The organism is Sulfitobacter sp. 1A13679, from assembly GCF_043557115.1.
GTDB lineage: Bacteria > Pseudomonadota > Alphaproteobacteria > Rhodobacterales > Rhodobacteraceae > Sulfitobacter > Sulfitobacter faviae.
In genome coordinates, this window is the sequence record NZ_JBIFFO010000008.1 from 107,654 (window position 1) to 133,844 (window position 26,191).

At 64.0% G+C, this 26,191-nt stretch carries 21 protein-coding genes; 11 read left to right on the forward strand and 10 right to left on the reverse strand.

The window, feature by feature from the left end; translation table 11 throughout:
* Nucleotides 1–405: 405 nt before the first annotated feature.
* The 8 genes from ACGYLA_RS08470 to ACGYLA_RS08505 all read right to left on the reverse strand — a co-directional run bounded on the left by ACGYLA_RS08470 (nucleotide 406) and on the right by ACGYLA_RS08505 (nucleotide 9,665).
* Nucleotides 406–1,905 (reverse strand): replicative DNA helicase, encoded by a 1,500-nt coding sequence (locus ACGYLA_RS08470; protein WP_067268251.1) that lies wholly within the window; start codon nucleotides 1,903–1,905, stop codon nucleotides 406–408.
* 150 nt (nucleotides 1,906–2,055) lie between these two features.
* Nucleotides 2,056–2,733 (reverse strand): orotate phosphoribosyltransferase, encoded by a 678-nt coding sequence (locus ACGYLA_RS08475; protein ID WP_394431817.1) that lies wholly within the window; start codon nucleotides 2,731–2,733, stop codon nucleotides 2,056–2,058.
* 55 nt (nucleotides 2,734–2,788) lie between these two features.
* Nucleotides 2,789–3,820 (reverse strand): dihydroorotase, encoded by a 1,032-nt coding sequence (gene pyrC / locus ACGYLA_RS08480; protein ID WP_394431819.1) that lies wholly within the window; start codon nucleotides 3,818–3,820, stop codon nucleotides 2,789–2,791.
* A gap of 46 nt (nucleotides 3,821–3,866) precedes the next feature.
* On the reverse strand, nucleotides 3,867–4,826 hold the full coding sequence (locus ACGYLA_RS08485) for a phosphoadenosine phosphosulfate reductase (protein WP_322327600.1): 960 nt from the start codon (nucleotides 4,824–4,826) through the stop codon (nucleotides 3,867–3,869).
* A 143-nt stretch (nucleotides 4,827–4,969) separates the two neighbouring features.
* Nucleotides 4,970–5,665: an FkbM family methyltransferase gene (locus ACGYLA_RS08490; protein WP_394431821.1), complete on the reverse strand. Its 696-nt coding sequence runs from the start codon at nucleotides 5,663–5,665 to the stop codon at nucleotides 4,970–4,972.
* Between the two features lie 3 nt (nucleotides 5,666–5,668).
* Entirely contained in the window at nucleotides 5,669–8,023 is a 2,355-nt protein-coding gene (locus ACGYLA_RS08495; protein ID WP_394431823.1) for a glycosyltransferase family 2 protein, read from the reverse strand.
* Nucleotides 8,023–8,649 (reverse strand): sulfotransferase, encoded by a 627-nt coding sequence (locus ACGYLA_RS08500; protein ID WP_394431825.1) that lies wholly within the window; start codon nucleotides 8,647–8,649, stop codon nucleotides 8,023–8,025. The genes ACGYLA_RS08495 and ACGYLA_RS08500 overlap by 1 nt, the downstream gene beginning before the upstream one ends.
* Nucleotides 8,646–9,665: a glycosyltransferase family 2 protein gene (locus ACGYLA_RS08505; RefSeq protein ID WP_394431827.1), complete on the reverse strand. Its 1,020-nt coding sequence runs from the start codon at nucleotides 9,663–9,665 to the stop codon at nucleotides 8,646–8,648. Before ACGYLA_RS08505 ends, ACGYLA_RS08500 begins: the two co-directional genes overlap by 4 nt.
* A gap of 185 nt (nucleotides 9,666–9,850) precedes the next feature.
* Here ACGYLA_RS08505 and ACGYLA_RS08510 point away from each other — a divergent pair, with 185 nt between their 5' ends.
* Together ACGYLA_RS08510 and ACGYLA_RS08515 are read left to right on the forward strand one after the other, a co-directional pair.
* Nucleotides 9,851–10,759, forward strand: coding sequence for an AAA family ATPase (locus ACGYLA_RS08510; RefSeq protein WP_394431829.1), 909 nt, complete (start codon nucleotides 9,851–9,853; stop codon nucleotides 10,757–10,759).
* A 5-nt stretch (nucleotides 10,760–10,764) separates the two neighbouring features.
* Nucleotides 10,765–12,024, forward strand: coding sequence for a VWA domain-containing protein (locus ACGYLA_RS08515; RefSeq protein ID WP_394431831.1), 1,260 nt, complete (start codon nucleotides 10,765–10,767; stop codon nucleotides 12,022–12,024).
* A gap of 211 nt (nucleotides 12,025–12,235) precedes the next feature.
* Here ACGYLA_RS08515 and purL read toward each other — a convergent pair whose 3' ends face one another.
* Together purL and ACGYLA_RS08525 are read right to left on the reverse strand one after the other, a co-directional pair.
* Entirely contained in the window at nucleotides 12,236–14,395 is a 2,160-nt protein-coding gene (purL, locus tag ACGYLA_RS08520; protein ID WP_394431833.1) for a phosphoribosylformylglycinamidine synthase subunit PurL, read from the reverse strand.
* Nucleotides 14,396–14,678: 283 nt separating this feature from the next.
* Nucleotides 14,679–15,590 (reverse strand): LysR family transcriptional regulator, encoded by a 912-nt coding sequence (locus ACGYLA_RS08525; protein WP_067260717.1) that lies wholly within the window; start codon nucleotides 15,588–15,590, stop codon nucleotides 14,679–14,681.
* 169 nt (nucleotides 15,591–15,759) lie between these two features.
* On the opposite strand from ACGYLA_RS08525, the gene ACGYLA_RS08530 reads away from it, so the two are divergent.
* The 9 genes from ACGYLA_RS08530 (at nucleotide 15,760) to ACGYLA_RS08570 (ending at nucleotide 26,179) form a co-directional block, all read left to right on the forward strand.
* Nucleotides 15,760–19,176 (forward strand): indolepyruvate ferredoxin oxidoreductase family protein, encoded by a 3,417-nt coding sequence (locus tag ACGYLA_RS08530; RefSeq protein ID WP_394431835.1) that lies wholly within the window; start codon nucleotides 15,760–15,762, stop codon nucleotides 19,174–19,176.
* Between the two features lie 57 nt (nucleotides 19,177–19,233).
* Nucleotides 19,234–20,106, forward strand: coding sequence for a lysophospholipid acyltransferase family protein (locus ACGYLA_RS08535; RefSeq protein ID WP_394431837.1), 873 nt, complete (start codon nucleotides 19,234–19,236; stop codon nucleotides 20,104–20,106).
* 9 nt (nucleotides 20,107–20,115) lie between these two features.
* On the forward strand, nucleotides 20,116–20,925 hold the full coding sequence (locus ACGYLA_RS08540; RefSeq protein ID WP_394431839.1) for a glutamate racemase: 810 nt from the start codon (nucleotides 20,116–20,118) through the stop codon (nucleotides 20,923–20,925).
* 38 nt (nucleotides 20,926–20,963) lie between these two features.
* Nucleotides 20,964–21,992, forward strand: a complete 1,029-nt coding sequence (argC, locus tag ACGYLA_RS08545; protein ID WP_394431841.1) for an N-acetyl-gamma-glutamyl-phosphate reductase — start codon at nucleotides 20,964–20,966, stop codon at nucleotides 21,990–21,992.
* Entirely contained in the window at nucleotides 21,989–22,432 is a 444-nt protein-coding gene (ccmE, locus tag ACGYLA_RS08550; RefSeq protein WP_394412449.1) for a cytochrome c maturation protein CcmE, read from the forward strand. The genes argC and ccmE overlap by 4 nt, the downstream gene beginning before the upstream one ends.
* A gap of 81 nt (nucleotides 22,433–22,513) precedes the next feature.
* Entirely contained in the window at nucleotides 22,514–23,125 is a 612-nt protein-coding gene (locus tag ACGYLA_RS08555; protein WP_394431893.1) for a holin-associated N-acetylmuramidase, read from the forward strand.
* Nucleotides 23,116–23,691 (forward strand): holin family protein, encoded by a 576-nt coding sequence (locus ACGYLA_RS08560; protein WP_394431843.1) that lies wholly within the window; start codon nucleotides 23,116–23,118, stop codon nucleotides 23,689–23,691. Before ACGYLA_RS08555 ends, ACGYLA_RS08560 begins: the two co-directional genes overlap by 10 nt.
* A gap of 74 nt (nucleotides 23,692–23,765) precedes the next feature.
* Nucleotides 23,766–25,730, forward strand: a complete 1,965-nt coding sequence (locus ACGYLA_RS08565; protein ID WP_394431845.1) for a heme lyase CcmF/NrfE family subunit — start codon at nucleotides 23,766–23,768, stop codon at nucleotides 25,728–25,730.
* A complete protein-coding gene (locus ACGYLA_RS08570; protein ID WP_394431847.1) occupies nucleotides 25,727–26,179 on the forward strand; it encodes a cytochrome c-type biogenesis protein CcmH in 453 nt (150 codons plus the stop codon). The genes ACGYLA_RS08565 and ACGYLA_RS08570 overlap by 4 nt, the downstream gene beginning before the upstream one ends.
* Nucleotides 26,180–26,191 lie beyond the last annotated feature (12 nt).

A 26,191-nucleotide genomic window follows, 5' to 3' on the forward strand; every position in this document is an offset into this window, starting at 1 on the left:
CCGGGCCCTTTTGCCACCGGGCCCGGATTCAGGCCGCAGGCGCCGGGCCATAGCCTGCTTGGCGAAAGGGGGGCTACTAGGTGAAGTTCGGCATGGCGTTCCTTAAGACCGATCATGGCGGCAAAAGCACCAGTCGAGGTTGCCACGCAGCCCGGAATCAAGCCGCAGGCGCCGGGCCATCGCCTGCCCGCCCTGTCACGCCGGAGGCGTGCCGGATTATGATCGGCGCACCTTTGGTGCGACCGGGTAGGCGATTTGGCGAGGCTGGGTGAGACCTCGCGGAACGCACATCATGGTTGAAGGATAAAGTGGTACCGAACTTCTGTTGCATCGCCCACCCGCGGGCAGGCGATGGCCCTAAGTTCTTTAAGATCGCTGGTCAGGGGAAACGGAAGGCGCCAGCCCTCAGAACTCCTGATCGTCCCCGCCGCCCTGCTGCCAAGGCTGCACGAGGTTGCCGAAGCGGGTGAACTTGCCCTCGAAGCTGAGGTCCACCGTGCCGATGGGCCCGTGACGCTGCTTGCCGATCACCACCTCGGCGCGGCCGTGCAGGCGCTCCATCTCTTCCTGCCAGACCGCCATCTTGTCGAGCTCGTGATCGCCGGGTTTCTCGCGCTCCTTGTAGTATTCCTCGCGGTACACGAACATCACCACGTCGGCGTCCTGTTCGATCGAGCCGGATTCCCGAAGGTCCGAGAGCTGCGGGCGTTTATCGTCGCGGCTTTCCACCTGACGCGAGAGCTGCGACAGGGCGATCACCGGGATGTCGAGTTCCTTGGCGATGGCCTTGAGGCCCATGGTGATCTCGGAAATTTCGTTCACCCGGTTCTCGGATTTGCCGGTGCCGCGCACGAGCTGGAGGTAGTCGATGATCAGCACGTCGAGCCCGTGGGTCCGCTTCAGGCGCCGCGCGCGGGCGGCAAGCTGGCTGATCGGCAGGGCAGGCGTGTCGTCGATGAAGAGCGGGCAGGCCTCGAGCGCCTTGGCGGCATCAACGAAACGGCGGAACTCGGCCTCGGTCATGTCCCCCGAGCGGATCTGGTGGCTGGGGATCTCGGCAGCTTCCGACAGAATCCGCGAGGCAAGCTGTTCGGCGCTCATCTCGAGGCTGTAGAAGCCCACGACGCCGCCGTCGATGGCACCCTCGGTGCCGTCGGGCTTCATCCCGCGCTTGTAGGCCTTGGCCACGTTGAAGGCGATGTTGGTGGCAAGCGAGGTCTTACCCATCGAAGGGCGCCCGGCGAGGATCAGAAGGTCCGAGCGGTGCAACCCGCCCAGCTTCTTGTCCATGTCGATCAGCCCGGTGGAGACGCCCGAGAGGCCACCGTCACGCTGATAGGCAGCATTCGCCACGTTGACCGCATCCGTGACGGCCTTGAGGAAGGACTGGAAACCGCTTTCCACCTGACCCTGTTCGGCTAGCTTGTAAAGCTCCTGCTCGGCCTCGACGATCTGCTCGCGCGGCTCGGAGGAGACATCGACCTGCGCGGCCTTGGCCGAGATGTCGCGGCCCAGCTGGATGAGGTCGCGCCGCACGGCGAGGTCATAGATCATCTGCGCGTAGTCGCGTACAGCGAAGGCGCTGATCGCCGCTCCGGCAAGGCGGGCCAGATAGGCCGGGCCGCCCAGCTCCTTCAGCCCCTCATCGTCCTCCATAAAGGCCTTGAGCGTGACCGGGGAGGCGAGGTTATTCTTGGCGATCCGCTGGGCCGCGATGTCGAAGATGCGGGCGTGGACCGGCTCGTAGAAGTGTTTGGGCCCGATGACCGAGGCGACACGGTCGTAGACGTCATTGTTGGTCAGGATCGCGCCCAAAAGCTGCTGTTCGGCCTCAATCGAATGCGGCATCGATTCCGGTGCCTGCACGGCCAATTGGTTCGCGTTCAGCGATGTAATCTCGTTCATGACCTCACCCATTTCTACCCAGATGGACCTCATAGCCAGTGGGTTCGTCCGGCGCAAATTGTATCTTTTGTGGATATCTTTACCGACAAAAGGCCCCACCACATTTTGCCTTGTGGTGGGGCCTTCGGTCAACATCTTGCGAAAATTCGGTTAACCTTTGCGGGATTCCTGCCAGTCGCGCGGGGCGTTCAGGAAGGCTTCGACCTCCGTCAGCGTGGCGGCGTCAAAGGCCCCTTGGGCGCGGGCCTCGGCCAGCACGTCCCACCATGTGCAAAGCGCGTGGAGCGTAACGCCATGGTCGCCAAGGGTCTTTTCGGTCTGGGGGAAGATGCCGTAGTGAAAGATCACCGCCGTATGGGCGCAACTCGCCCCTGTTTCGCGAATCGCGTCGACGAAGCTGAGTTTCGAGCCGCCATCGGTAGTCAGGTCTTCGACCAGCAGCACGCGTTGGCCCGGCGTCATCTCACCTTCGATCCGCGCGTTGCGACCGTAGCCTTTGGGCTTTTTGCGCACATAGGTCATCGGCAGGGCCATCCGTTCGGCGACCATGGCAGCAAAGGGGATGCCCGCCGTCTCGCCCCCGGCGATATTGTCGAAGGCCTCGAAGCCCGCGTCGCGCATGACGGTGACGGTGAGGAAATCCATCAGCGTGGACCGGATGCGCGGGTGGGAGATCAGCTTGCGGCAGTCGATATAGGTGGGCGACGGCAGGCCAGAGGCCAGCGTGAAGGGCTCCTCCGCGTTGAAATGCACCGCGCCGATCTCCAGCAGCATGCGTGCGGTGAGGCGGGCCATTTCTTGGGGGCTTGGGTGGCTGGTGGGGATCATGGCAGGCGTCCTTGGGTGGGGAGAGGTCGGAGCGGTATTTAAGAAAGGATGAAGATCAGGTGGTCCAGTGCAGATCGAAACCGGGGTCGAAGACCGTGACCGGGCCAGCGGGCGTGTCGATGCTGACCGGATGGCTCGGGGCTTCGCGGCGCAGGGTGATTTGTGTTTCGTTTGGCGGGAGGCCGTAGAAGGCGGGGCCGTTGAGCGAGGTGAAGGCTTCGAGGTTGTCGAGCGCGCCGTCTTCTTCGAACACTTGAGCGAGGATGGACATCGTGTTGGGGGCGGTGAAACAGCCCGCGCAGCCGCAGGGCTGCAGCTTGGCGCCATCGGTATGGGGCGCGCTGTCGGTGCCGAGGAAGAAGCGCGGATCACCGGAGGTGGCCGCTTGGCGCAGGGCGCGGCGGTGGGTCTCGCGCTTCGCGACCGGCAGGCAGTAGTAATGCGGGCGGATGCCACCGGCGAGGATGTGGTTGCGGTTGATCACGAGGTGGTGCGTGGTGATCGTGGCGGCAAGCCCGCTGTCGTTGCTGCGCACATAGTCGGCGGCCTCGGCGGTGGTGATATGTTCCATGATCACGCGCAGCGCGGGGTGGGCGCGGCGGATCGGGTCGAGCACACGGTCGATGAAGACAGCTTCGCGGTCGAAGATGTCGACCTCGCTGTCCGTGACCTCGCCATGGGTGCAAAGCGGCAAGCCGATTTCGGCCATCCGGTCGAGCACCGGGGCGACATTGTCGAAGTTCGACACGCCGCTGGCGGAGTTGGTGGTGGCGCCTGCCGGATAGAGTTTGACGGCGTGGATCAGCCCTTCAGCATGGGCGCGGGCGACATCGTCGGGGTCCGTCTCCTCGGTCAGGTAGAGGGTCATCAGGGGCGTGAAATCCGCGCCCTCGGGCAGGGCGGCCATGATCCGGTCGCGGTAGGCGGCAGCCTGGGCGCCTGTCACCACGGGGGGCACGAGATTGGGCATGATGATGGCGCGGGCAAAGTCGCGGGCGCTGTGCGGGACCACGGCGCGCAGCATGTCGCCGTCGCGCAGGTGCAGGTGCCAGTCATCGGGACGGCGGATCGTGAGGCTTTGTGTCATGGGCGCGGGGCTAGCACAGAGCGGGGCCGCGCGCCAGATTGAAAACCTATCCGGTGGCGGTCGCGGCCTCGGCCACGCGGGCCTTGCGTCTGGCGCGGATGCGTTCAAGGCGGCGGGCAAAGCGGGGGGCTTTCATCCGGGCCGAGACATTGGCGCAGAGCGCTTCAAGCAGCAGTTCGCGCCCTTGGGTGTTAATCGCTTGGCTGAGGTTGCGCAGATAGGGCAGGTAATCGCGCCGCGCGCGGTAGAGGGCGGCGAAGCGGGCTGCGTCCAGCGTGCCTTCGGCGGCGGCTTGCAACAGCGGGTCGAGCTGGTCGATCTCAAGCAGGTCGGTTTGCAGTGCATCGCCCATGAAGGGCATCCGCAATTTGGTGACATTGGCACGGGTGAAGAGCGCCGCATGCATCGCGTCGAGCCTCTCGCGCGGGTCGTAGAGGACGAAGACCCGTTCGGCGGCATCGAGCATATCGGGCGCATAGCCATAGCGCGACGTGAAATCGAGGATGCGCATATCGGCGAAACGGTCATCCCATTCGGTGATGCGCGGGTTTAGCGTGGCCTGCGGTTGGATCGCCACCACCGCCGCGCCGGGCGCCGCCACGGAATAGGCGGCGGCGGCATAGGCGCAGGGGCCCGCGCCGTAGAAGAGCACTTGGTCGAATTCGTCGAAGAAGCCGTCGTCGATCAGCCGGTCGAAATAGGCATAGACCTCTTCGGCGCGGAACCATGTGTCTCCGTCGCTGGCAAGGCACAGATGCGACCAATCGTGATTGCGCACCATGTCCCAGCCCAAGGGCTGCGCCTTGTCAGAGAGCGCATGCATGCCTTGGTAGGTCTCGAAGGTGACGAGCAGGGTCGTCTCACGCTCGATGAAGGCGGAGAAGTGGCTTTTGCCCAGAGATTGGAAATAGCCATCTTCTTCGGCCACGGCCTCAATCGCGCGCAGCCATTTGCGTTTGGGCATATCGGCCAGTGAGCTTTCGATCGTGGGCGTCTCGCGCGGCATCGGGCATCCTCGGGCTTGTCGGGGCGGGGCAGAACCGCCGTTTCAGCTGGGTGTAGCCGGATATTAGGGCGAAAATGCGGAAAATCCGTGAGAAATTGAAGAGAATGTGACGGTTTTCCCGGGGCGCGGCTGTCGAAGGCGCGTTACCACCTACGGCGGAAAGCCACGACTTTGTTGTGCGAGCCGCGGTGATAATAGGCCAAGCCCGCTTGCATGAAGGCGGCGAAGACCTTGTTGACGCCCTCGGGGCCGATCCATTGCGGGTGCAATTCGATGATCGCGGCGCGGAGGGTGTCGAGGGGCAGATTGGGAACCAGATCGACCTCGGCCCCTTCGATGTCGCAGATCAATACGCTTGGGGTGAGATCGGCAAAGACTTTAGCCGCGTCGAGCACGTCGATCTGATGGGGCTCAGGCGGGTCTTCGTCTTTGAAACGGGTCAGGGAAGACGACAGGATGCGGTCGCGCACATAGAAATCCGCCTTGCCGGGGGCGGGGCCGAGGATCGCGTTGGTGACATGGGCGTTGGACAGCCCGTTGGCCGCGTGGACCCGCCGGATATAGGGGATGAGGTTGGGGTTCGCCTCAAAGCTATGGACCAAGGCAACATTGCGTTTGCTGGCCACCAGCGTCGACATATAGCCAACCCCGCCGCCTAGTTCGATCACCCTGTCGCCTTCGCGGACGACGCGCAGCGCGGCCTCACTCTCCTTGGCTTCATAGGCGTTCTGTCGCAGCAGCTTGCGGATCCGCCCGCGCAGGATCGCCGGATCGTCGGGAAACTTCATGCCGCGGGAGTGGATGAAATTGGGTTCAGACGGGGGCGCGGCCTGTGTCACGGGTCAGCTTTCCATATCGAGGGCAAGGGCATAGGCGGCGCGTTCGGTTGCGGTTAACTTGATGTTAAGCGCTTGGCGGTAGAGATCCCGGAACTCCGGTGTCTGGCGCAGTTCTTCGGCCTTGGCGCGGTGCCAGTCGAGGCCCGCTTGGTGATGTTTGCGCAGTTTGTCGTCGGCGAAGAGGTGGTCCATCTCGGCCCGCAGACGGGGCAGGTTGCGCTGGATCGACAGGTCGCGGTGGTCGTTCCAGTCCATCCGGATCCAATAGTTGATCCCGATGGAGCGGTCGACGTGAAGCGCGCGCCCGCGCTGGCGTTTGATGAGGAAGGAGTCGGCTGACCGGAGGGCATAATGGTTTAACTGTAGCAGGTCATAGCCGATATTGCTGCGCGAGGACCGCCAGCCGTTGCGCAGCGCGTCGCGCGTCATGTCGCGGCCCGCACCGTTGACCCATTTGACCTCGGACACCGCGGCCTCGTCCAATTTGTTTGGTCGGTGGCAGGAGAGTTTGGCATAGGCGCCGAGGTTGCGGAACATCGTTTTGAACCCCCATGCGGTATGGGGTTTGGGGCAAAAGCTTGGTGCGCAGTGGTCGAATTGGCCGATCACGGGGGCCTCCGACAGGGCGGCCACACCGTTGTGGCCGAAGAGGCGCCAGGTCATTGCGATATTCGTGGCCTCGGGGGCGGCGGCAAAGAAGTCTTCGAGCCTGCCGTTGCCGGTGCGGATGTTGACGAATTCGTCCACATCGATATGCGCGATCCATTCCGCCTGTCGGACGAGCGGTTCCTCCAGCGCTTGGTTCAGCGCGTGTTGTTGGGGGGAATTGCCTTTCCAATCGTCGTTGTTGCGGTGCTGGAGAATGCCCATGTCTTGCAGACGCCCCAAAACGGCATCGGTGCCGTCGCTGCAATCATTGGTGTAGATCAGGAAGTTATCAAAGCCCACAGCGCGGTGATAGGCCACCCATTCGACGATATAGGGCGCTTCGTTTTTCATGCAGGCGACGATGACATTGCCGCTGTTGCCGGGCGGCAATGCGCGCGGGGGCACGGCGGTATAGGCGGGCGCGGGCTCGTCTTCGCCCGCAGGGGCCGCGCCGTTGTGGGGGCGGAAGGGGCCGCGCAGAATGGTTTCGTGGTTGACCTTTAGCCGGGTGAGGAGCCGATCATTGGCGGCGCGCGTCTCTTCGGGGGCGTCGGGATCGTGCAACAGCGCCTCGAACCTCGCGGCAGAGCGGCGGGCCTCCTCGGCATCTGCGCGTTTTTGCGCGAGCGGGGTCGCGGTGCTGCGGATGCGGTGGGCGAAGGCGGCGAGGTATTGGGTGGCGCGAAAGCCGAACTGGGGGTCGGCTTCTTGCCACGGGGCCTCGGGCGCGTTGGGGGTAAGCGTCTGATCCAGCGCGGGAAAACGGGCGATGAGTGCTGCGTTGTCGCGGGCGAAATGGTCGGAGATCGCGGCGAGGCTTCCGGGTTTGATCACGGGGCCGCCGATTTGCAGCGCCTGCAACATCTGGCTCCATGTGCTGCGCGGGCAGGCGAGGTCATGGGCCTGTTGGTAACGGATCAGCACATCGTTGAACTGCCGCATCCGTGTCAGCCAAGGCGCGGGCAGGGCCGCGAGGGCGCGCCCGGGCTCGACCGGGCCGAGGGGCGTGGAAAGGCCGAGGCTTGCGCTGATTTCGCTGGCCCCGGCTTTTGAAATAAGATGGGGCAGGTCGAGCGGGCGAAACGTGATCTTCTCTGCGCCGAAGGCGGCGGCCCAATGGGCGTGCAGCGCTTGATAATCGAGCCAAAAGGGAGGGGCTTGCACTTCGGGGAAAAGGCCGAAGTCCGGGGCGGTCTCTCTCTGGGCAAGCGCGCCATGCCACCAGTCGCCGCGCTCGGCCAAGGCCAGTTCCTGCGTCAGCGGATGACGGCGGCTTTCGGCCACGGCAAAGCCGTAATGCGCGACCAGCGTCCGTGCCTGTTCATCAAGATGCGCGATCACGCGGATGTCGTCGAAATAGGGGCGCAGCAGATCGTGCAGGGCGCGCAGCTCCTCGGGCTGCGACAGCAGGTTGCCCAGTTGCGCCGCGCTCAGCACCACATGATTGGCGCGGGTCGCGGCCAGCTCATGGGGGATCAGCGCGTGAAATTCATCGCGCAGGGTGGTGCCGATCAGGGGGCTGTCCAAGCCGCGGCGGTGCCGTAGCAGCCCCACCGCTTCCGGGGCGGCGCAAGCGGTATAGAGGCGGACGTGGTTCCAGTCAGCGGCGAGAACCCCCTGCTTGAGCAACGCGTCCTTTTGCTGTTGCAGGATGTTGCGCAGCCGGGCGGCAGCGCGTTCGGTCGGACCGATGAAGAGGGTCAGCCGCATCACCCGGCCTCCGCTTTGCCGGTGTTGCTTTGGCCCCACCACGGCAAGTCGATCTCAAGATAATCCGCGATCTTGTCGCGCGCTTCGGGGTCTTCGATGTCAAACTCCAAAAAGTTGGCACAACCGGCGAAGACGCGGCGGCAGAAGGCAAAATGCCCTTCGATCCACCGGGCAAGCTCGGCCTCGTCGCGGCCAAAGCCGCGGGGCAGCCCCGGCACATCGGCTTGCGGCAAGCGTCGGCGGCCCAGATTATTCCAGCGCATCATGCTGTTGGCCGTCTTGGCCGGATCACGGTGCGAGAGCAAAAACTTGACCTCGGGGTGGTGGTGCTGGATGGCGTTCAGCACGCCCCAATCCGTCTGTGGCCAAAGGCTGCGGTCATGGCGCACGGCGCTCATCTCATTGATCACGTCGAACTCATGCAGCCGCGCCAGCGGGTCGCCGCTGGCGAAGTAGTCGGCATAGATGATCCGCCCCAGATGCGCGCCGGTGATCTCGGGCGAGGTGCTTTGGCCCTTGCGAATGCGCCAATCCGCGACCTTGAGCCCGGCGTGGCGCAGCGCATCCGTGAGCGTGGTGGTGCCGGTCTTGGGCAGGCCGAGGTTGACGATCCGCGGCCCTGTCATGTCAGGCCGATCTCTTTGCGGATCCGCTCTTCGGCGGCGCAGAACGGGCTGGCTGCGCGCAGTTGCGCCTGCATCGCGCGGTAGCTCGGATCGGTCAGCAGCGCGTCGCGGCGGGCGCGGTGGGCGGCCACGGAGGCGGCATGCAGATCGGCGACGCCGGGCAGCGCTGTTAGGCGGTCGATTTCGGCGTGCAAGGCGGGCAGGTAGCGCTGGATCGAGCGATCCTCCCAAGCTGTATCGTTCCGGTCGCGCCAATAGCTGTCATCAAAAGCGCGGTGTTCGCGGTTCACGTCGCCACGGTCGTTCTTGACCAGATAGCTGTCGAGCGAGCGCAGCGCGTAGTGGTTCAGCGTGGCAAAGCGCCGTGCGCCGCGGGCGGGAAAGGCGCGGATGCGGCGTTTGCTGGCGGCACTGCGGAAGGGCTTAGGCACCTGTCGGCCTGCGCCATCGGTCCAATGCGGCTGGTGCTTCGTGTCGTCGTGGAAGGGCCGGTGCGCGCCGTAGTAGCCAAAGGGAAAGTCTTGCCGGACCAAGGTCTTAACCTCAATCGCCGTATCGGCACAGCAGATGTCGGGGTTATGGCTATGGGTGAATTGCGCGATGACGGGGGCGTCGGTGAAATCCTCGATCCCGCCATTGGCGAAGAACTGGAAATGCAGCGAGATCGCCTGCGGGTTGCCGCAGGCCGTGATCAGGGCGGGCAGGCGGTGATCGCCGACATGAATGTTCAGAAACTCATCCACATCGGCGATCCAGACCCAATTGGCCTGCGTGACGATTGGCCGACGCCGCGCATCCTTGAGCGCCTGCATCTGGTAGTTTCGATTGGTGGCCGGGTTGGGCAGATGGGTGACGATACCGTGGCGGGCAAGCGCGTCGAGCAGCGCATCGGTGCCATCGCTGCAATCGTTGGAGTAGAATAGGAAATCCGTGACCCCGATCACCCGGTTGAAGGCGATCCATTCCAGCAAAAACGGGCCTTCATTCTTGACGCAGGTGACAGCGGTGATGCGCATGTCAGACCCCGCCGCGCCGGATCGCGATGATAATGCTCTGTCCCATATCCGCCCCTGTGGCCCCCTTGTTGCCGGAAGCCGTCGTTTATTGCGCAGGACTATGCCAGCGCGGGGAAATCCCGTCAATCTGCCGCCGCGCGGTCTGCCCTCTTGACGGGGCGGGGTGGGAATGCACCACTGGGGCCATGAAAAACATTGATACGATCGACGCGGTCCAAGAGATGCTGAGCGCTGAGGGCTATGTCTGCGACCGCGCGCTTGGGGTCGTGGTGTTCCTCAGCCTCACGTTGGGGCGGCCCTTGTTTTTGGAGGGCGAGGCGGGCGTTGGCAAGACCGAGATCGCCAAGGCGCTGGCCGCCGGGCTGGGACGGCGGTTGATCCGGTTGCAATGCTATGAGGGGCTTGATGCCTCCAGCGCGGTCTACGAATGGAATTTTCCCGCACAGATGGTCGCGATCCGCACGGCAGAGGCGGGTGGCGGCGCGGATCGGCGCGCGCTGACGCAAGATTTGTTCAGTGACGACTACCTGATAGAACGCCCGCTTTTGCAGGCGCTGCGCCCGGATGAAAATGGCGCGCCTGTGCTGCTGATCGACGAGTTGGACCGCTCAGATGCGCCCTTTGAGGCGTTTTTGTTGGAGGCGTTAAGCGATTTTCAGGTGACCATCCCCGAGCTTGGTACGATCCGCGCGCCCGAGCCGCCGATTGTGATCCTCACCTCGAACCGCACGCGCGAGGTGCATGACGCGCTGAAACGGCGCTGTCTTTATCACTGGGTCGATTACCCGGACATGGCGCGCGAGATGGCGATCCTTGCCGCCCGTGCGCCTGAGGCGGCGGAGGCGCTGAGCCGCGAGGTGGTGGCCTTTGTCCAGCAATTGCGGACCGAGGATCTGTTCAAGAAGCCGGGCGTGGCGGAGACGATTGACTGGGCGAAATGCCTGCTGGCCTTGGATGTCACCACACTCAGCCCCGAGGTTATCGCCGATACGCTGGGGGCGGTGCTGAAGTATCAAGATGACATCGCCAAGCTGCAAGGCTCCGAGGCGGCGCGCATTCTCGATCAGGCCCGCGCATCGCTGGCGCCTGCCTGAGCGCGATGGCCGAAGACCTGCCTTTGGACCTGCCGGACGACCCCAAGCTTGCGGGGAATATCACCCATTTCGCCCGCGCCCTGCGCCGGGCGGGGCTGTCAATCGGGCCGGGGCGGGTGGTGGAGGCGGTGGAGGCCGTCGCCGCCGTGGGCTTCACCAGCCGCCGCGACTTCTATTGGACGCTCCATGCCTGTTTCGTAAGCCGCCCCGAACAGGCGCGGGTCTTTGCGCAGATATTCCGGCTTTATTGGCGTGACCCGCGGTATTTGGAGCATATGATGGCCGCGATGCTGCCTGCGATCCGCGGCGTGCAAGAGGATCGCCCCGCCACGCCAGCCGAGAAACGCGCGGCAGAGGCCCTGTTGGACGGGGCCGAGGCACCGGAGCGGGAGGACGGGCCTCAGCCAGAGGAGACCATGGTTGAGGTGGATGCAAGCCTGACCATGTCCGCGCGGGAACGGTTGCGGACATTAGATTTCGAACAGATGAGCCTTGCGGAAATGGCTGAGGCAAAACGGATGTTGGCCAAGCTCGACCTGCCGGTGCCGCCGATGCCAAGCCGCCGCAATGTGGCGGCGGCGCGGGGGCGGATCGACGTGGCGCGCACGATGAAAGCGGCGCTGCGGCGGGGTGGAGAGGCGGACCGGCTTTATCGGAAGACACCGCGCGCGCGCTGTCCGAACCTCGTCGTGCTGTGCGATATTTCCGGCTCGATGAGCCAATACAGCCGGGTGATCCTGCATTTTCTGCATGCGGTGGCCAACCGCAGGGGCAAAGGCTGGGCGCAGGTGCACGGTTTCACCTTTGGCACCCGGCTGACCAATATCACCCGCCATCTTGCCACCCGCGACGTGGATGCGGCGCTTGCCGCGGCGGGGGCGCAGGCGCAGGACTGGGAGGGCGGCACGCGCATCGGCGCGGCGCTGGCGGCCTTCAATCGCGACTGGTCGCGTCGGGTCATGGGGCAGGGGGCGGTGGTCTTGTTGATCACCGACGGGCTGGACCGGGACGACCCGGCGGAGTTGGCGCGGCAGATGCAGCGGTTGCAGCTGACCGCGCGGCGGGTGATCTGGCTGAACCCGCTGCTTCGTTGGGACGGTTTCGCGCCCAAGGCGGCGGGCATTCGTGCGATGCTGCCCCATGTCGATAGTTTTCGCGCCGGGCATTCGATTGCGTCTCTGGAAGCGCTGGCCGAGGCGATCTCGCGCCCCGACGATGCGGGCGAAAAGGCGCGGATGCTGGCGGGGTTGAACGCAGAGGCTTAGCCGATGAGGGGCGGGCGGAGGGCTGCGGGTCTCTCCAAAACCAGAGGGTTTTTGGACCCACCCTTGATTGATCCCGGCCTGTCACCCGCCTGTCGTCGGTTCAAGCGAAATGGCCGTATCCCCTGAAGGGGCCCCTCGGCGATTTAGCTTGCCCCGCCGCCCTGCGCGCGACCGTTTGGTCTCAAGCAAGGGCGGCTCCGAAACCAGAGGTTCAGGCGAAGGTCTGGGCGAAAGTGGTCCGGTAGATCGTGCGCAGGTCCGACAGGGGGGCGGAGGTGTTGCCGAAGCTGACCTTGTCACCGCCAAAGGCGCCGACGGCGGTGACCGCTACGCCCGCTTCCTTGCCCGCGGCGATCAGGGTTTCCGCAGCGTCGGCGGTGCAGGCGACGAGGTAGCGGGCTTGGTCTTCGCCGAAGAGGGTGGCGGTGTCTTCGCTTTCGATTTCCACGCCGATGCCTGCGGTTTCAGCCAGCTCGAAGGCCGCGAGGGCGAGGCCGCCGTCGCCGAGGTCGGTGCAAGCGGAGATTTGGCTGGCTTGGGCGCGGATGAATTCGCCGTGGCGGCGTTCGGTGGCGAGGTCGACATGGGGGGCGTCGCCCTCGGCCCGGTCGAAGGCTTCGGCGAGCAGGGCGGATTGTCCGAGGTGGCTGCCAGTCGCGCCGATCAGGAGGGCCACATGGCCGTCGCGCAGTTGATTGCTGATGACTTGGTCGAGGCTGTCGATCAGGCCGACCGCGCCGATGGTGGGCGTTGGCAGGATGCCCTTGCCGTCGGTCTCGTTATAGAGCGAGACATTGCCGGACACGATGGGCATGTCGAGCGCGCCCACGGCCTCGCCGATGCCTTTGATGGCGCCGACGAATTGGCCCATGATCTCGGGTTTTTCGGGGTTGCCGAAGTTGAGGTTGTCGGTCGTCGCCAGCGGTTTGGCGCCCACGGCGCAGAGGTTGCGGTAGGCTTCGGCGACGGCCTGTTTGCCGCCTTCGGTGGGGTTGGCCTTGACGTAGCGCGGGGTCACGTCAGAGGTGAAGGCCAGCGCCTTGTCGGTGCCATGCACCCGCACGATGCCCGCGCCGAGGCCGGGCAGGCGGACCGTATCGCCCATGACCATCGTGTCGTATTGTTCGTAAACCCAGTCTTTCGAGGCGTGGTTCACGGAGCCGATCAGGGCGCGCAGGCCTTCGATCGGCTCGATGCTGGGCGCATCGGTCAGCGCGGCGGCGGCGGGTGTCTCCACCCAAGGGCGGTCGTATTCGGGCGCGGTGGAGGCGAGTTTTGACAGCGGCAGGTCGGCTTTGACCTCACCATCGAGACAGATAAGGAAGCGGTCTTCGGGGAGGGTTTCGCCCACGATGGCGAAGTCGAGGTCCCATTTGTCGAAGACGGCTTTGGCCTCGGCCTCAAGCTCGGGGCGCAGCACCATGAGCATGCGCTCTTGGCTCTCGCTGAGCATCATTTCATAGGCGGTCATATGCGGCTCGCGGGTCGGCACTTTTTCAAGGTCGAGGCGCACGCCAAGGCCACCTTTGTCGCCCATCTCCACAGCAGAGCAGGTGAGGCCCGCAGCGCCCATGTCTTGGATCGAGATCACGGCGCCGGTGGCCATCAGCTCGAGCGTGGCTTCCATCAGGCGCTTTTCGGTGAAGGGGTCGCCGACTTGAACGGTGGGGCGTTTCTCTTCGATCGTGTCGTCGAATTCGGCGCTGGCCATGGTCGCGCCGCCAACGCCGTCGCGGCCGGTTTTCGCACCGAGGTAGACCACCGGCATGCCCACGCCGGAGGCGGCGGAGTAGAAGATCTTGTCGGCATCCGCCAAGCCCGCCGCGAAGGCGTTCACGAGGCAGTTTCCGTCATAGGCTTTGTCGAAACGCACTTCGCCGCCAACGGTCGGCACGCCGAAACAGTTGCCATAGCCGCCGACGCCTTCGACGACGCCGTGCACAAGCTGGCGTGTTTTGGGGTGGTCGGGGCGGCCAAAGCTCAGCGCGTTCATCGCAGCGATGGGGCGCGCGCCCATGGTGAAGACATCGCGCAGGATGCCGCCGACGCCGGTGGCAGCACCTTGGTAGGGTTCGATGTAGGAGGGGTGGTTGTGGCTCTCCATCTTGAAGACCAGCGCTTGGCCATCGCCGATGTCGATCACGCCTGCATTCTCGCCCGGGCCACAGATCACCTGCGGGCCGTCGGTGGGCAGGGTGCGCAACCATTTCTTGGAAGATTTATAGGAGCAGTGCTCGTTCCACATGGCCGAGAAAATGCCCATCTCGGTGTAGTTCGGCTCGCGCCCGAGGATATTGACGACCTCGTCGTATTCCTCGGGGGTGAACCCGTGGCTGGCGATAAGGTCGGGCGTGATGGCTGGATCTTGCATGGAAATTCCCCGGCTGGCGCGTTTGCGCCCTCATACAAGGGGAAATGCCGGGGGGGAAGTGGCTTTGGCCGCCTGCGGGCTGAAAGAAGGCGATGGGCCAAAAAAAAGGCCGAGCTAAAAGCTCGGCCAAGTCCAACAGGGAGGTATGAAGCGACGCGCCCTCAGGCTGTCAATCTTCATGATGGTGAAATAGGAGGCAGGGCTGCCCAAATCAAGGCTATTTAACATGGCAAGTCATCATGGCCGATATGCGCCTATTGCATGGCTGGCCATGGGCTGCGGTTTAGCCTTCGCCCTCCACCCGTTCGCGCCATTGCTTGCGGTAGGTAATGATCTCTTCTTGAACGAAATCCTTGAAGGCGGCGACGCGTTTGGATTGGCGCAGCTCTTCTGGATAGGCGAGGTAGACCGGCACCTCGGCGGATTCGATATCGGGCATGACCTGCACGATATGGGGGAAGTCTTGGATCAGGTAGTTGGGCAGCACGCCGAGGCCAAGGTGGTGCACCACGCCTTGGAGCACGCCGAAATAGTTGTTCACCGTCAAAAGCGAGCGCAGGTCGTACATCATCAGCTCTTTGACGAGTTGCAGCCCCGCGCCGACCTGATCGCTGTCGGTGTTCTGACAGATCAGCCGGTGATCGGTCATATCCTCCATACGCGCGGGCGTGCCGTGTTTTTCGAGGTACTCCGGGCTGGCGTAAAGGCCCATGCGCACGGACATCAGCCGTTTGCGGACCAGATCGGCCTGGCTTGGCTCCTTCATGCGGATCGCCACGTCGGCCTCGCGCATCGGCAGGTCGAGCACGCGTTCTTCGAGCATCAGATCGACTTTGAGGTCGGGATATTGCTCGTAGAGTTTGGGTAGGCGCGGGGCGAGCCAAAGGGTGCCGAAGCCGGTCGTCGTCGTGACGCGCAGCTCGCCAAAAACCTCTTCTTCGCTGTCACGGATGCGCGCCGCAGCGGCGTCGAGGCGTTTGGCCATGGCCGAGGTCGCGTCGAACAAAAGCTCCCCCTGTTCGGTCAGGATCAGCCCGCGCGCATGTCGGTGGAAGAGGTTGGTGTTGAGCTGCTCTTCCAGCCCGCGAATCTGTCGGCTGACGGCGGATTGCGACAGGTTGAGCTTGTCCCCCGCATGGGTCAGCGACCCCGCATCGGCCACGGCGTGAAAAATTCTGAGTTTGTCCCAATCCATGGCCCGTACTTTCCTTGCCCAGCCTTTCTCCTACCTTAATAGCCGGGAGAAAACAGCACAAACCGTCGCCTGCGGGACTGCCGTTGCGGAATAACTGCTATACAGGTCAGCAACTGTGACCTATAATCCGGGCAATCATGCAAGACTGACGTGCTAGGGAGGGCCCGCCATGACGACGCAAAAGATTTCACTGAACGACCGTTTCGACCTTGAGAAAGGCCCGGTGCTGCTGAACGGCACGCAGGCGCTGGTCCGGCTGATGATGATGCAATCGGCACGGGATCGCGCCGCGGGGCTCAATACCGCAGGCTATGTGACCGGCTACCGCGGCAGCCCGCTGGGGGGCGTGGACCTGCAGATGCAGCGCGCGCAGAAGTTCCTGACCGACTACAACGTGCGCTTCGAGCCGGGGCTGAACGAAGACCTCGCGGCGACCATGCTTTGGGGCAGTCAGCAGGCGGAACTGCGCGGGGAGGGCAAATACGACGGCGTCTTCGGCCTATGGTACGGCAAGGGGCCGGGCGTGGACCGCACCGGCGACGTGATGCGCCATGCTAACATGGCGGGCACCTCGCCCCATGGTGGCGTGCTGATGGCCATGGGCGACGATCACACCGGCGAATCCTCCACCGTGCTGCACCAATCCGAATGGGCCATGGTCGACGCCTATATGCCTGTGGTCTCTCCCGCCGGTGTGCAGGAAATCCTCGACTACGGCATCTACGGCTGGGCGCTCAGCCGGTTCTCGGGCCTCTGGGTCGGTCTCAAGACCATGAAGGACACCGTGGAGGCCACCAGCGTGGTTGACGGCGATCCGAACCGGATGAAGCTGGTCACGCCCGACTTCGACATGCCCGACGGCGGCCTCAGCATTCGGCTGAACGACACGCCGCATCTGCAGGAAGCGCGGATGATCGACTACAAGCGCTTCGCGGCGGAGGCGTTTTCGCACGCCAACAAGATGGACAAACGCGTCTGGGGCAAGCGCGGCGCCAAGATCGGCTTTGCCGCGGCGGGCAAGAACTGGCTCGACTTGGTGCATGCCATGAGCCTTCTGAACATCGATGCGAACGAGGCCGAGCGCCTGGGCATCACCACCTACAAGATCGGCCAGACCTTCCCGCTCGACATGCAGGGCTTCCATGATTGGGCCGATGGCCTCGATCTGGTGGTCGTGGTCGAAGAGAAGCGCAAGCTGATCGAAGTGCAGATCAAGGAAGCGCTGTTCAACGACACCCACCGCCGCGTCTATGGCTGGCACAAGGGCGGTGCGGGCATGGAGCATGGCGAAGAGCTGTTCCCGACCCGCGGCGCGCTCGACCCCATCCTGATCGCCGAAAAGATCGGCGGCATCCTGTTGGAGGAAGGCCGCGAAACCGATGGCATCCGCGCAGGCCTCGAGGCGCTGAACGAAGCGCGCCGCTCGGACAATGCCGAGGATATCGCCGCGCGTCTGCCGTACTACTGTGCGGGCTGTCCGCACAATTCCTCGACCAAGGTGCCTGAAGGCTCGCGCGCCTATGCGGGCATCGGCTGTCACTACATGGTGCAATGGATGGACCGGGAGACTACGGGCTTTACCCATATGGGCGGCGAGGGTGCGAACTGGATCGGGGAGGCGCCGTTCTCGAACACCGAGCACGTGTTCCAGAACCTTGGCGACGGCACCTACAACCACTCCGGCGTGCTGGCCATTCGTGCCGCCATCGCGGCGGGCACGAACATTACTTACAAGATCCTCTACAACGACGCGGTCGCCATGACCGGTGGCCAGCACAACGAAGGCGACCTCGACGCTTACCGCATCGTTGAAGAGCTCAAAGCCATGGGCGTGAAGAACGTCGCCGTGGTCTATGATCAGAAGGAAGATGTGGACCTCAGCCGTTTCAAGGGTGTGGAGGTGCATGAGCGCGCCGAGATGCCGAACGTGCAAAAGGCGTATCGCGAGCACAAGGGCGTCAGCGCCATCGTCTACATCCAGACCTGCGCCGCCGAAAAGCGCCGCCGCCGCAAGCGCGGGCTGTTCCCGGACCCCGACAAGCGCGTCTTCATCAACGAGGACGTCTGCGAGGGCTGCGGCGATTGCGGCGTGCAGTCGAACTGCGTGGCCGTGGTGCCGAACGAGACCGAGCTGGGCCGCAAGCGCGCCATCGACCAGTCGCAGTGCAACAAGGATTTCTCCTGCCTTGACGGGTTCTGCCCGTCTTTCGTGACGCTGGAAGGCGCCAAGATCCGCAAGGACCCGACCACCGAACTGACCATCCCCGACCTGCCGATGCCCGACCTGCCCAAGATCGACGGCACCCATAACGTCGTCATCACCGGCGTGGGCGGCACCGGCGTGGTGACCGTGGGCGCGCTTCTGGCGCAGGCGGCACAGCTTGACGGCAAGGGCGCGGGCATGATGGAGATGGCCGGTCTCGCCCAGAAGGGCGGTGCGGTGCATATCCACTGCCGTCTGGCCGAACGCCCCGAGGACATCAGCGCGATCCGCGTGGCCACTGGCGAGGCGCATGCGCTGATCGGCGGCGATCTCGTGGTCTCTGCTGGCCACAAGACGCTGGGGCTGACCCGCGCCGGGCGCACCGGTGCCGTGGTGAACTCGCACCAAATCATCACCGGCGACTTCACCCGCGACACCGAGTTCCAGATGCCCTACGACCGGCTGAGCCTCGCGCTTGAGGCGCGGCTGAAGGACGACGTGGCGATGTTCGATGCCTCTGATCTCGCCAAGGCAACTTTGGCCGACTCGATCTTCTCCAACATGATGATCTTCGGTGCCGCGTGGCAGCGCGGCCTGCTGCCGCTGACGTTCGAGAGCCTGATGCAGGCGATCGAGATGAACGGCGCGGCGGTGGAGCGCAACAAGCGCGCCTTCGAGATCGGTCGCTGGGCCGTGCTCTATCCTGAGGACGCGCGGAAGGTGAGCCAGCCCGATAATGTGGTCGAACTGCCCAAATCGCTGGGGGAAAAGATCGCCTTCCGTGAGAACCACCTGACCGACTATCAGGGCAAGGGGTTGGCCAAACGCTACACCAAGATGCTTAATGGTATCGAGGACCGCGACGTCAAGGCGGCGGTGGCCTTGGGGTATCATAAACTCCTGAGCTACAAGGACGAATACGAGGTCGCCCGCCTGCTGATCACCAGCCGCGACAAGGCACGCGCGCAGTTCGATGGCGACTTCAACATGACCTTCCACATGGCGCCGCCGCTGATCTCGAAGATGGGGCCGAATGGCCGCCCGCAGAAGCGTGAGTTCGGCCAGTGGCTGGAAGGGCCGCTGCGGGTCATGGCAAAGTTCAAAGGGCTGCGCGGCACGCCGCTCGATCCCTTCGGCTATACCGCCGAACGCAAGATGGAGCGTGCGTTGATCAAGCAGTATGAGACCGATATGGCCGAGGTGCTGCCAAAGCTGACCGACCAGACCCGCGACGCCATCGTGGCGCTGGCCGAACTGCCGCTGCAAATTCGTGGATTCGGGCCGGTCAAACAAGCCAATGAGGCCAAGGCCGCAAAACGCCGCGAGGAACTGCTGGCGGTGATCCGCGCGGGCGGCACCGCCACGGCGAAGGCGGCGGAGTAATATCGCTGTTACATCTCTGCCTTAAGGTCTGCACCAAGACGATCCTGAGGCCGAGATGTGACCTACGCCCGTGACATAAGCTATGCCCATTCCGCCCGAACCCGGGGTGGAAGGGCGCTCATCCGATTGATGGAAAACACCACCGGGCGCGTTTCTTTGCTGAAACGGGCCGAAGGCTACGAAGACGATCTGGCCGCGGGGCTTGGGTTCTTCGATGCGATGGTGCAGCGCTGTGGCCTGACGCTGGACGTGATGCGCGGCGCTTTGGCCGATATCCCGACGCGGGGGCCGGTCATTCTGATCGCCAATCACCCCTACGGCATTCTGGACGGGCTGATGCTGGGCCATATCCTCAGCCAGACGCGCGGCGACTTTCGCATCATGGCCAATGCGGTTTTCAGCCAAGCGCCGGATCTGGCGCATCATCTGTTGCCGATCAGCTTTGACGAAGATCGCGCGGCACTGGCGCTGAACCTCGCCACCCGCCGGACCGCGTTGAATTATCTGGCGCAGGGCGGAGCGATTGGCATCTTTCCCGGCGGCACGGTCAGCACCGCCGCGCGGCCCTTCTCGCAGCCGATGGATCCCGGCTGGCGAAGTTTTACCGCGCGGATGATTGCCAAATCTGATGCGACGGTGGTGCCGATCTACTTTGACGGTCACACAAGCCGGTTGTTCCAAATCGCCAGCCATTTGCACGCCAACCTGCGCATGGGCCTGCTGATCAAAGAGTTCCGCGCCCGCGTCGATACGCCCGTGCGCGTGGTCATCGGCGCGCCGATCCCGCGCGCCGCGCTTGACCCGCTCGCAGGGGACGCAAAAGCGATGATGGATTTCCTGCGCAAAGCCACCTATGAGTTGTCACCAAAGCCGGGCCAGTATCGGGGTCTCGGTTACGAGTTTGAGGAACGGCATAGAGCCGACAGGTGACGACAGACCATGGCAGTTGGTATTTTCGATTCGGGGCTGGGCGGGCTGACCGTCTGGAACAAGGTGCAAGAACGGCTGCCGCAGGTTGATTTTGTCTACCTCGCCGACAGCGCCCATGCGCCCTACGGCGTGCGCGACGCCGATGACATCTATGAGCTGACCTGCGCCGCCGTGCAGCGGCTGTTCGATGCGGGCTGCGATCTGGTGATCCTTGCCTGCAACACCGCCTCTGCCGCCGCGCTGCGCCGGATGCAAGAGGGGTGGATCCCGCGCGACAAGCGGGTGCTGGGCGTTTTCGTGCCCTTGATCGAAGCGATGACCGAGCGGCAGTGGGGCGACAACTCTCCGCCGCGCGAGGTGGCCGTCAACCATGTGGCGCTCTTCGCCACGCCCGCCACGGTGGCAAGCCGCGCGTTTCAGCGTGAATTGTCTTTCCGCGCCATCGGTGTGGATGTCGAAGCGCAGGCCTGCGGCGGGGTGGTCGATGCCATCGAAGAGGGTGACATGATCCTTGCCGAAGCACTGGTGCGCAGCCACGTCGACGCGCTGAAGCGTAAGATGCCCACCCCCGATGCGGCGATCCTTGGCTGCACCCATTATCCGCTGATGCAGGAAGCCTTTCAGGCGGCTTTGGGCGGGCAGGTCAAAGTCTTCAGTCAGGCCGAATTGGTGGCGGATTCCTTGGCCGATTACCTTGAGCGGCATCCCGATATGACAGGCACGGGTGAGGCGGCTTTTCTCACCACCGGTGATCCCGCCCGGGTGAGCGACCGCGCGACGCAGTTCCTGCGACGACAGATCACATTCACCGCCGCCTGAACTCCAATTACATTTCGTTCCGAACAAGGGGACAGACCATGACCCAGAACATCGCCATTCTTGGCGCCTCCGGCTATACCGGGGCAGAACTCATCCGGCTGATCGCTGGCCATTCTTCTATGCAGATCAAGGCTTTGGGCGCAAATTCCAAAGCGGGCCAGACCATGGCCGAGGTCTTTCCCCATCTGCGCCATCTCGATCTGCCCACATTGGTCACGATTGATGAAATCGACTTTTCGCAGATTGATCTGTGCTTTTGCGCATTGCCCCATAAGACCAGCCAAGAGGTGATCGCGGCGCTGCCGAAAGATCTGAAGATCGTCGACCTTTCCGCCGACTTCCGCCTGCGCGACCCTGAGGATTATGCCAAGTGGTACGGCAATGAGCATGCCGCGCTTGAGCAGCAGAAAGAGGCGGTCTACGGCCTCACCGAATTCTACCGCGAAGAGATTGCCGCCGCGCGGCTGGTGGCGGGGACGGGCTGCAATGCGGCCACGGGGCAGTTTGCCCTGCGCCCGCTGATCGCGGCGGGGGTGATCGATCTGGACGATATCATTCTGGACCTGAAATGCGCCGTCTCCGGGGCAGGGCGCTCGCTCAAGGAGAACCTGCTTCATGCGGAGTTGAGCGAGGGCTATCACGGCTATGCGCTTGGCAGCACACACCGGCATCTTGGGGAGTTCGATCAGGAGTTTTCGGCCCTCGCCGGGCGGCCCGTGCAGGTGCAGTTCACCCCGCATCTGGTGCCTGCGAACCGCGGCATTCTGGCGACCTGCTATGTCAAAGGTGATGCGCAGGTGATCTATGAGACAATGCAAAAAGCCTATGCCGATGAACCCTTTATCGAGGTGCTGCCCTTCGGCGAGGCGCCCAGCACGCGGCATGTGCGCGGCTCGAACTTCTGTCATATCGGCGTGGTGGCCGACCGTCAGACTGGGCGGGCAACGGTGGTCGCGGCGCTGGATAATCTGACCAAAGGCTCCAGCGGGCAAGCCTTGCAAAACGCGAACCTGATGCTGGGACTGCCGGAAACTGACGGGCTAATGATGGCCCCGCTCTTCCCATGAAGAGCCTCAAGAAACAGCGCCGGATCCAGATCATCGCCGTGGCGGCGGTGGCCTTGGTCCTGTCGACCGCACTGATCGGCTATGCGCTGCGCGACGGGATCAACTATTTCCGCGCCCCAAGCCAAGTCATCGCCGAGCCGCCCGGCCCGTCAGAGGTGTTCCGCATCGGCGGGCTGGTCGAAGAAGGGTCGCTGAAGCGCGGGCAGGGGGAGCAGATAAGCTTTGCCGTGACCGATGGCGGGGCCTCTGTCCCGGTGGTTTTCACGGGCGTTTTGCCCGATCTTTTTGAAGAGAACCAAGGCATGGTCGGCACCGGCAGCTATGTCGGCGGCGTGTTCGAAGCCACTGAAATCCTTGCAAAGCATGATGAGACCTACATGCCCAAGGAAGTGACGGACGCGCTGAAAGAGCAGGGTGTTTATCGCGAATCCGAAGGGTAATGGCTGCGCAACGCGCGGGGGCCTGAGCATCTCTTAACCAATCCGGCGGAGCCTGTTTGCATGCAAAACAGGAGAGCCGCGATGCAGTCCGTGCGTGAGATCGCCAGCGCCATCGTCGCCCGCGAGGGCGGCTTTGTGAATGACCCCGATGACCCCGGCGGGGCGACGAAATACGGGGTGACGATCCATACCATGCGCCGCTTGGGGCTGGACCTTACCGGCGATGGGGCGGTCGATGTGGCGGATGTGCGCCGCCTTGGCCGCGCGCAGGCGGTGGATATCTTTGTCCGGCACTACTTTAATGCGCCGCGCATCGCCGAACTGCCCGCACCTTTGCAGCCGAGCGTCTTCGACATGTATGTCAACGCTGGCAGCAACGCGGTGAAAATCCTGCAAAACTTGCTGCGCGAGATGGGGCAGGATATCACCGTTGACGGGGTGATCGGCCCGCAGACGATCCGCGCCGCCCATGCCGCCTGGCAGGCCGCCCCGGATCATCTGGTGGATGCTTACGGCATCGCGCGGCGCAACTACTACTTCCGCCTTGCCGACCGCCGCCCCGCGAGCCGCAAATACGCGCGCAGCCGGGCAGGCGGCAAGGGCGGTTGGATCCGGCGCGCGGAGGAGTTCATCGCGCCGCGGTATCACATGAGCGAGGCCGATTTCGCACGGAGGATGGCACAATGGGGCTGATCGAACGTATCTTCACGACAATCTTCGGCGGTGAGCGGAACGTCATCCGCGACACGGTCGAAGTGTTCCGCGAGAATGCCGAGGCCGGGGCGCAGCGCGCCCATGCGGTGCAGGGCCAAGCCATGGTGCAATATGGGGCCGAGTTCGCGCAAGCGCGGCAAGGTGGCTTTGACCGCTTCATGGATGGGGTCAACCGGCTGCCGCGCCCGATGCTGGCGCTCGGCACGCTCGGCCTGTTCGTCACCGCCATGGTCAATCCGCTATGGTTCGCCGAACGGATGCAGGGCATCGCCTTGGTGCCTGAGCCGCTTTGGTGGTTGTTGGGGGTGATCGTCTCTTTCTATTTCGGCGCGCGGCAGCAGGTGAAATCGCAGGAGTTTCAGCGGGCCATCGTTGGCACCATCGCCCGAGTGCCGCAGGTGGTCGAGAATATCGAGACTTTGCGCGAGATGCGCGCCGATAGCCCTCAGGTGGCCGCCACCGGTGCCGACAGCCGTCTGGCCCTCGCTGCGGTCGCGCCGTCGGAGAATGCGGCCCTTGAAGCCTGGCGTCGCAGCCGGGGCTGACTGCGACCGATTGACCGTTTTTCACGTTTGATTTGCCATGGCTTAGGGGGCGTCGGCCCCCTATAGTCCGGCCCATGATTACAGAGCTTGGACATTTCGCGCTTGTGCTCGCCTTTGGCGTGGCGCTTGTACAGATGGTGGTGCCGATGTGGGGCGCTTGGCGGGGCCGTGCGGGCTGGATGGCGGTGGCCGAGCCGGCGGCGGCGGCGCAATTCATCCTGATCGCCCTGTCCTTTGGCGCGCTGATGTGGGCATTCGTCACCTCGGATTTCAGCCTGCAACTGGTCGTGGCCAACAGCCATTCCGCCAAGCCGATGCTCTATAAAATCAGCGGCACCTGGGGCAATCACGAAGGGTCGATGCTGCTTTGGGTGTTGATCGTGGCGCTTTTCGGGGCGATGGCCGCGTGGTTTGGCGGCAACCTGCCGCCGCGCCTGCGCGCGCGGGTGCTCTCGGTACAGGCGGCGATTGGAGTGGCCTTTCTGGCGTTCATCCTTTTCACCTCGAACCCCTTTCTGCGCATGGGCACGCCGCCCTTTGACGGCCAAGACCTGAATCCGCTCTTGCAAGATCCCGGTTTGGCCTTCCACCCGCCGTTTCTCTATCTCGGATATGTCGGTCTCAGCATGGCCTTCAGCTTTGCCGTGGCGGCGCTGATTGAGGGGCGCGTGGATGCGGCTTGGGGCCGGTGGGTGCGGCCTTGGACGCTGGCGGCTTGGGTGTTTCTGACCATCGGCATCGCACTTGGGTCTTGGTGGGCCTATTATGAGCTTGGCTGGGGCGGTTTTTGGTTTTGGGATCCGGTCGAGAACGCCTCCTTCATGCCTTGGCTTTTGGCGGCGGCGCTGCTGCATTCGGCCATTGTGGTCGAGAAACGCGAGAGCCTGAAAAGCTGGACCATCCTGCTGGCCATCCTCGCCTTCGGCTTTTCGCTAATCGGAACTTTCATCGTGCGCTCTGGCCTGCTGACTTCCGTCCATGCCTTCGCCAATGACCCCGAACGCGGGGTCTTTATTCTGGCCATTCTGGGCGTCTTTACCGGCGGTGCGCTGGTGCTCTATTCGCTGCGTGCCTCGGCGCTGGAGGCGAAAGGCGTCTTTGGCCTGCTGAGCCGCGAGACGGCCCTCGTGGTGAACAACTTGCTGCTCGCAGTGGCCTGTTTCGTGGTCTTCGTGGGCACCATGTGGCCGCTGGTGGCTGAGATGTTTTTGGACCGGAAACTCAGCGTCGGCCCGCCGTTCTTTAACGCCGCGTTTACCCCTTTCATGGTAGCGCTCGGGCTGATCCTGCCGGTTGGCAGCGCGATGCCATGGAAACGTGCCAAGATCATGCGCGCGCTCTACCCGCTGCGCTATGCCTTCCTGCTGGCGCTGGCGCTTGGGGGGCTGGCCTTTGCCATGCAGACCGGGCGCGGCCTGCTGGGGCCTGTGGGCCTGTTCCTTGGGGCGTGGCTGGTGATGGGCACCGTGGTGGATGCGATGCAGCGTCTTGGGCGCGGCCCGGGCAAGCTGCGCCGGATGCGCCGCCTGCCGCGTGCGGATTGGGGCAAGGCCACCGCGCATGGCGGGCTGGGCGTCACCATGGCCGGGATCGCGGGGCTAATGGCTTGGGCCGTGGATGACATCCGCGTGGCCCGGATTGGTGAGCCTTTTGACGTGGGCAGCTACACGCTGACCCTGCGGGATGTGAGTGAGGTTCGGGGGCCGAACTACCTCAGCACCATGGCCGAGATTACGCTGGCGCAGGACGGCGCGGTGATCTCGACCCTGCGGCCTGAAAAGCGGTTCTACCCCGTGGCGCAGATGCCCACGACCGAGGCGGCGATCGACTATAACCTCGCCCGCGACGTCTATGTGGTGATCGGCGATGCGCAGGACGGCGGCGGTTGGGCGGTGCGGACCTATATCAAGCCGATGACCAATTGGATTTGGATCGGCTGCGCGCTCATGGCGCTTGGCGGGGTGCTGAGCCTCAGCGACCGCCGCTTTCGGGTCGCGGCGGGTGCGCGCAAGCAACCGGCGGGGGTGCCCGCGGAATGAAACGGCTGCTGCTGATCTTGACCCTGCTCGCCAGCCCCCTCTGGGCGGTGCAGCCTGACGAAGTGCTCGACGATCCCGCGTTGGAGGCCCGCGCGCGGGAGTTGAGCCAAGGTCTGCGCTGCCTTGTCTGCCGGAACGAGAGCATTGATGAGAGCAACGCGAGCCTTGCGCGTGACCTGCGTATCTTGCTGCGCGAGCGGCTGGTAGCGGGCGACAGCGATGAGGAGGCGGTGGATTTCATCGTCGACCGATACGGTGAATATGTCCTGCTGAACCCGCAGGCGACGGGGGCCAATTGGCTGCTCTGGGGGGCGGGGCCGCTGATGCTCTTGCTGGCCGGGGGGCTGGGCGCGATCTATCTGCGCGGCCGCGCCCGCAGCAAAACCCCAAGCGAAGCGCCCCTCTCGGCAGAGGAAGAAGCCCGCCTGCGCGATATTCTCGACCGCTGACGCCCCGTTGCA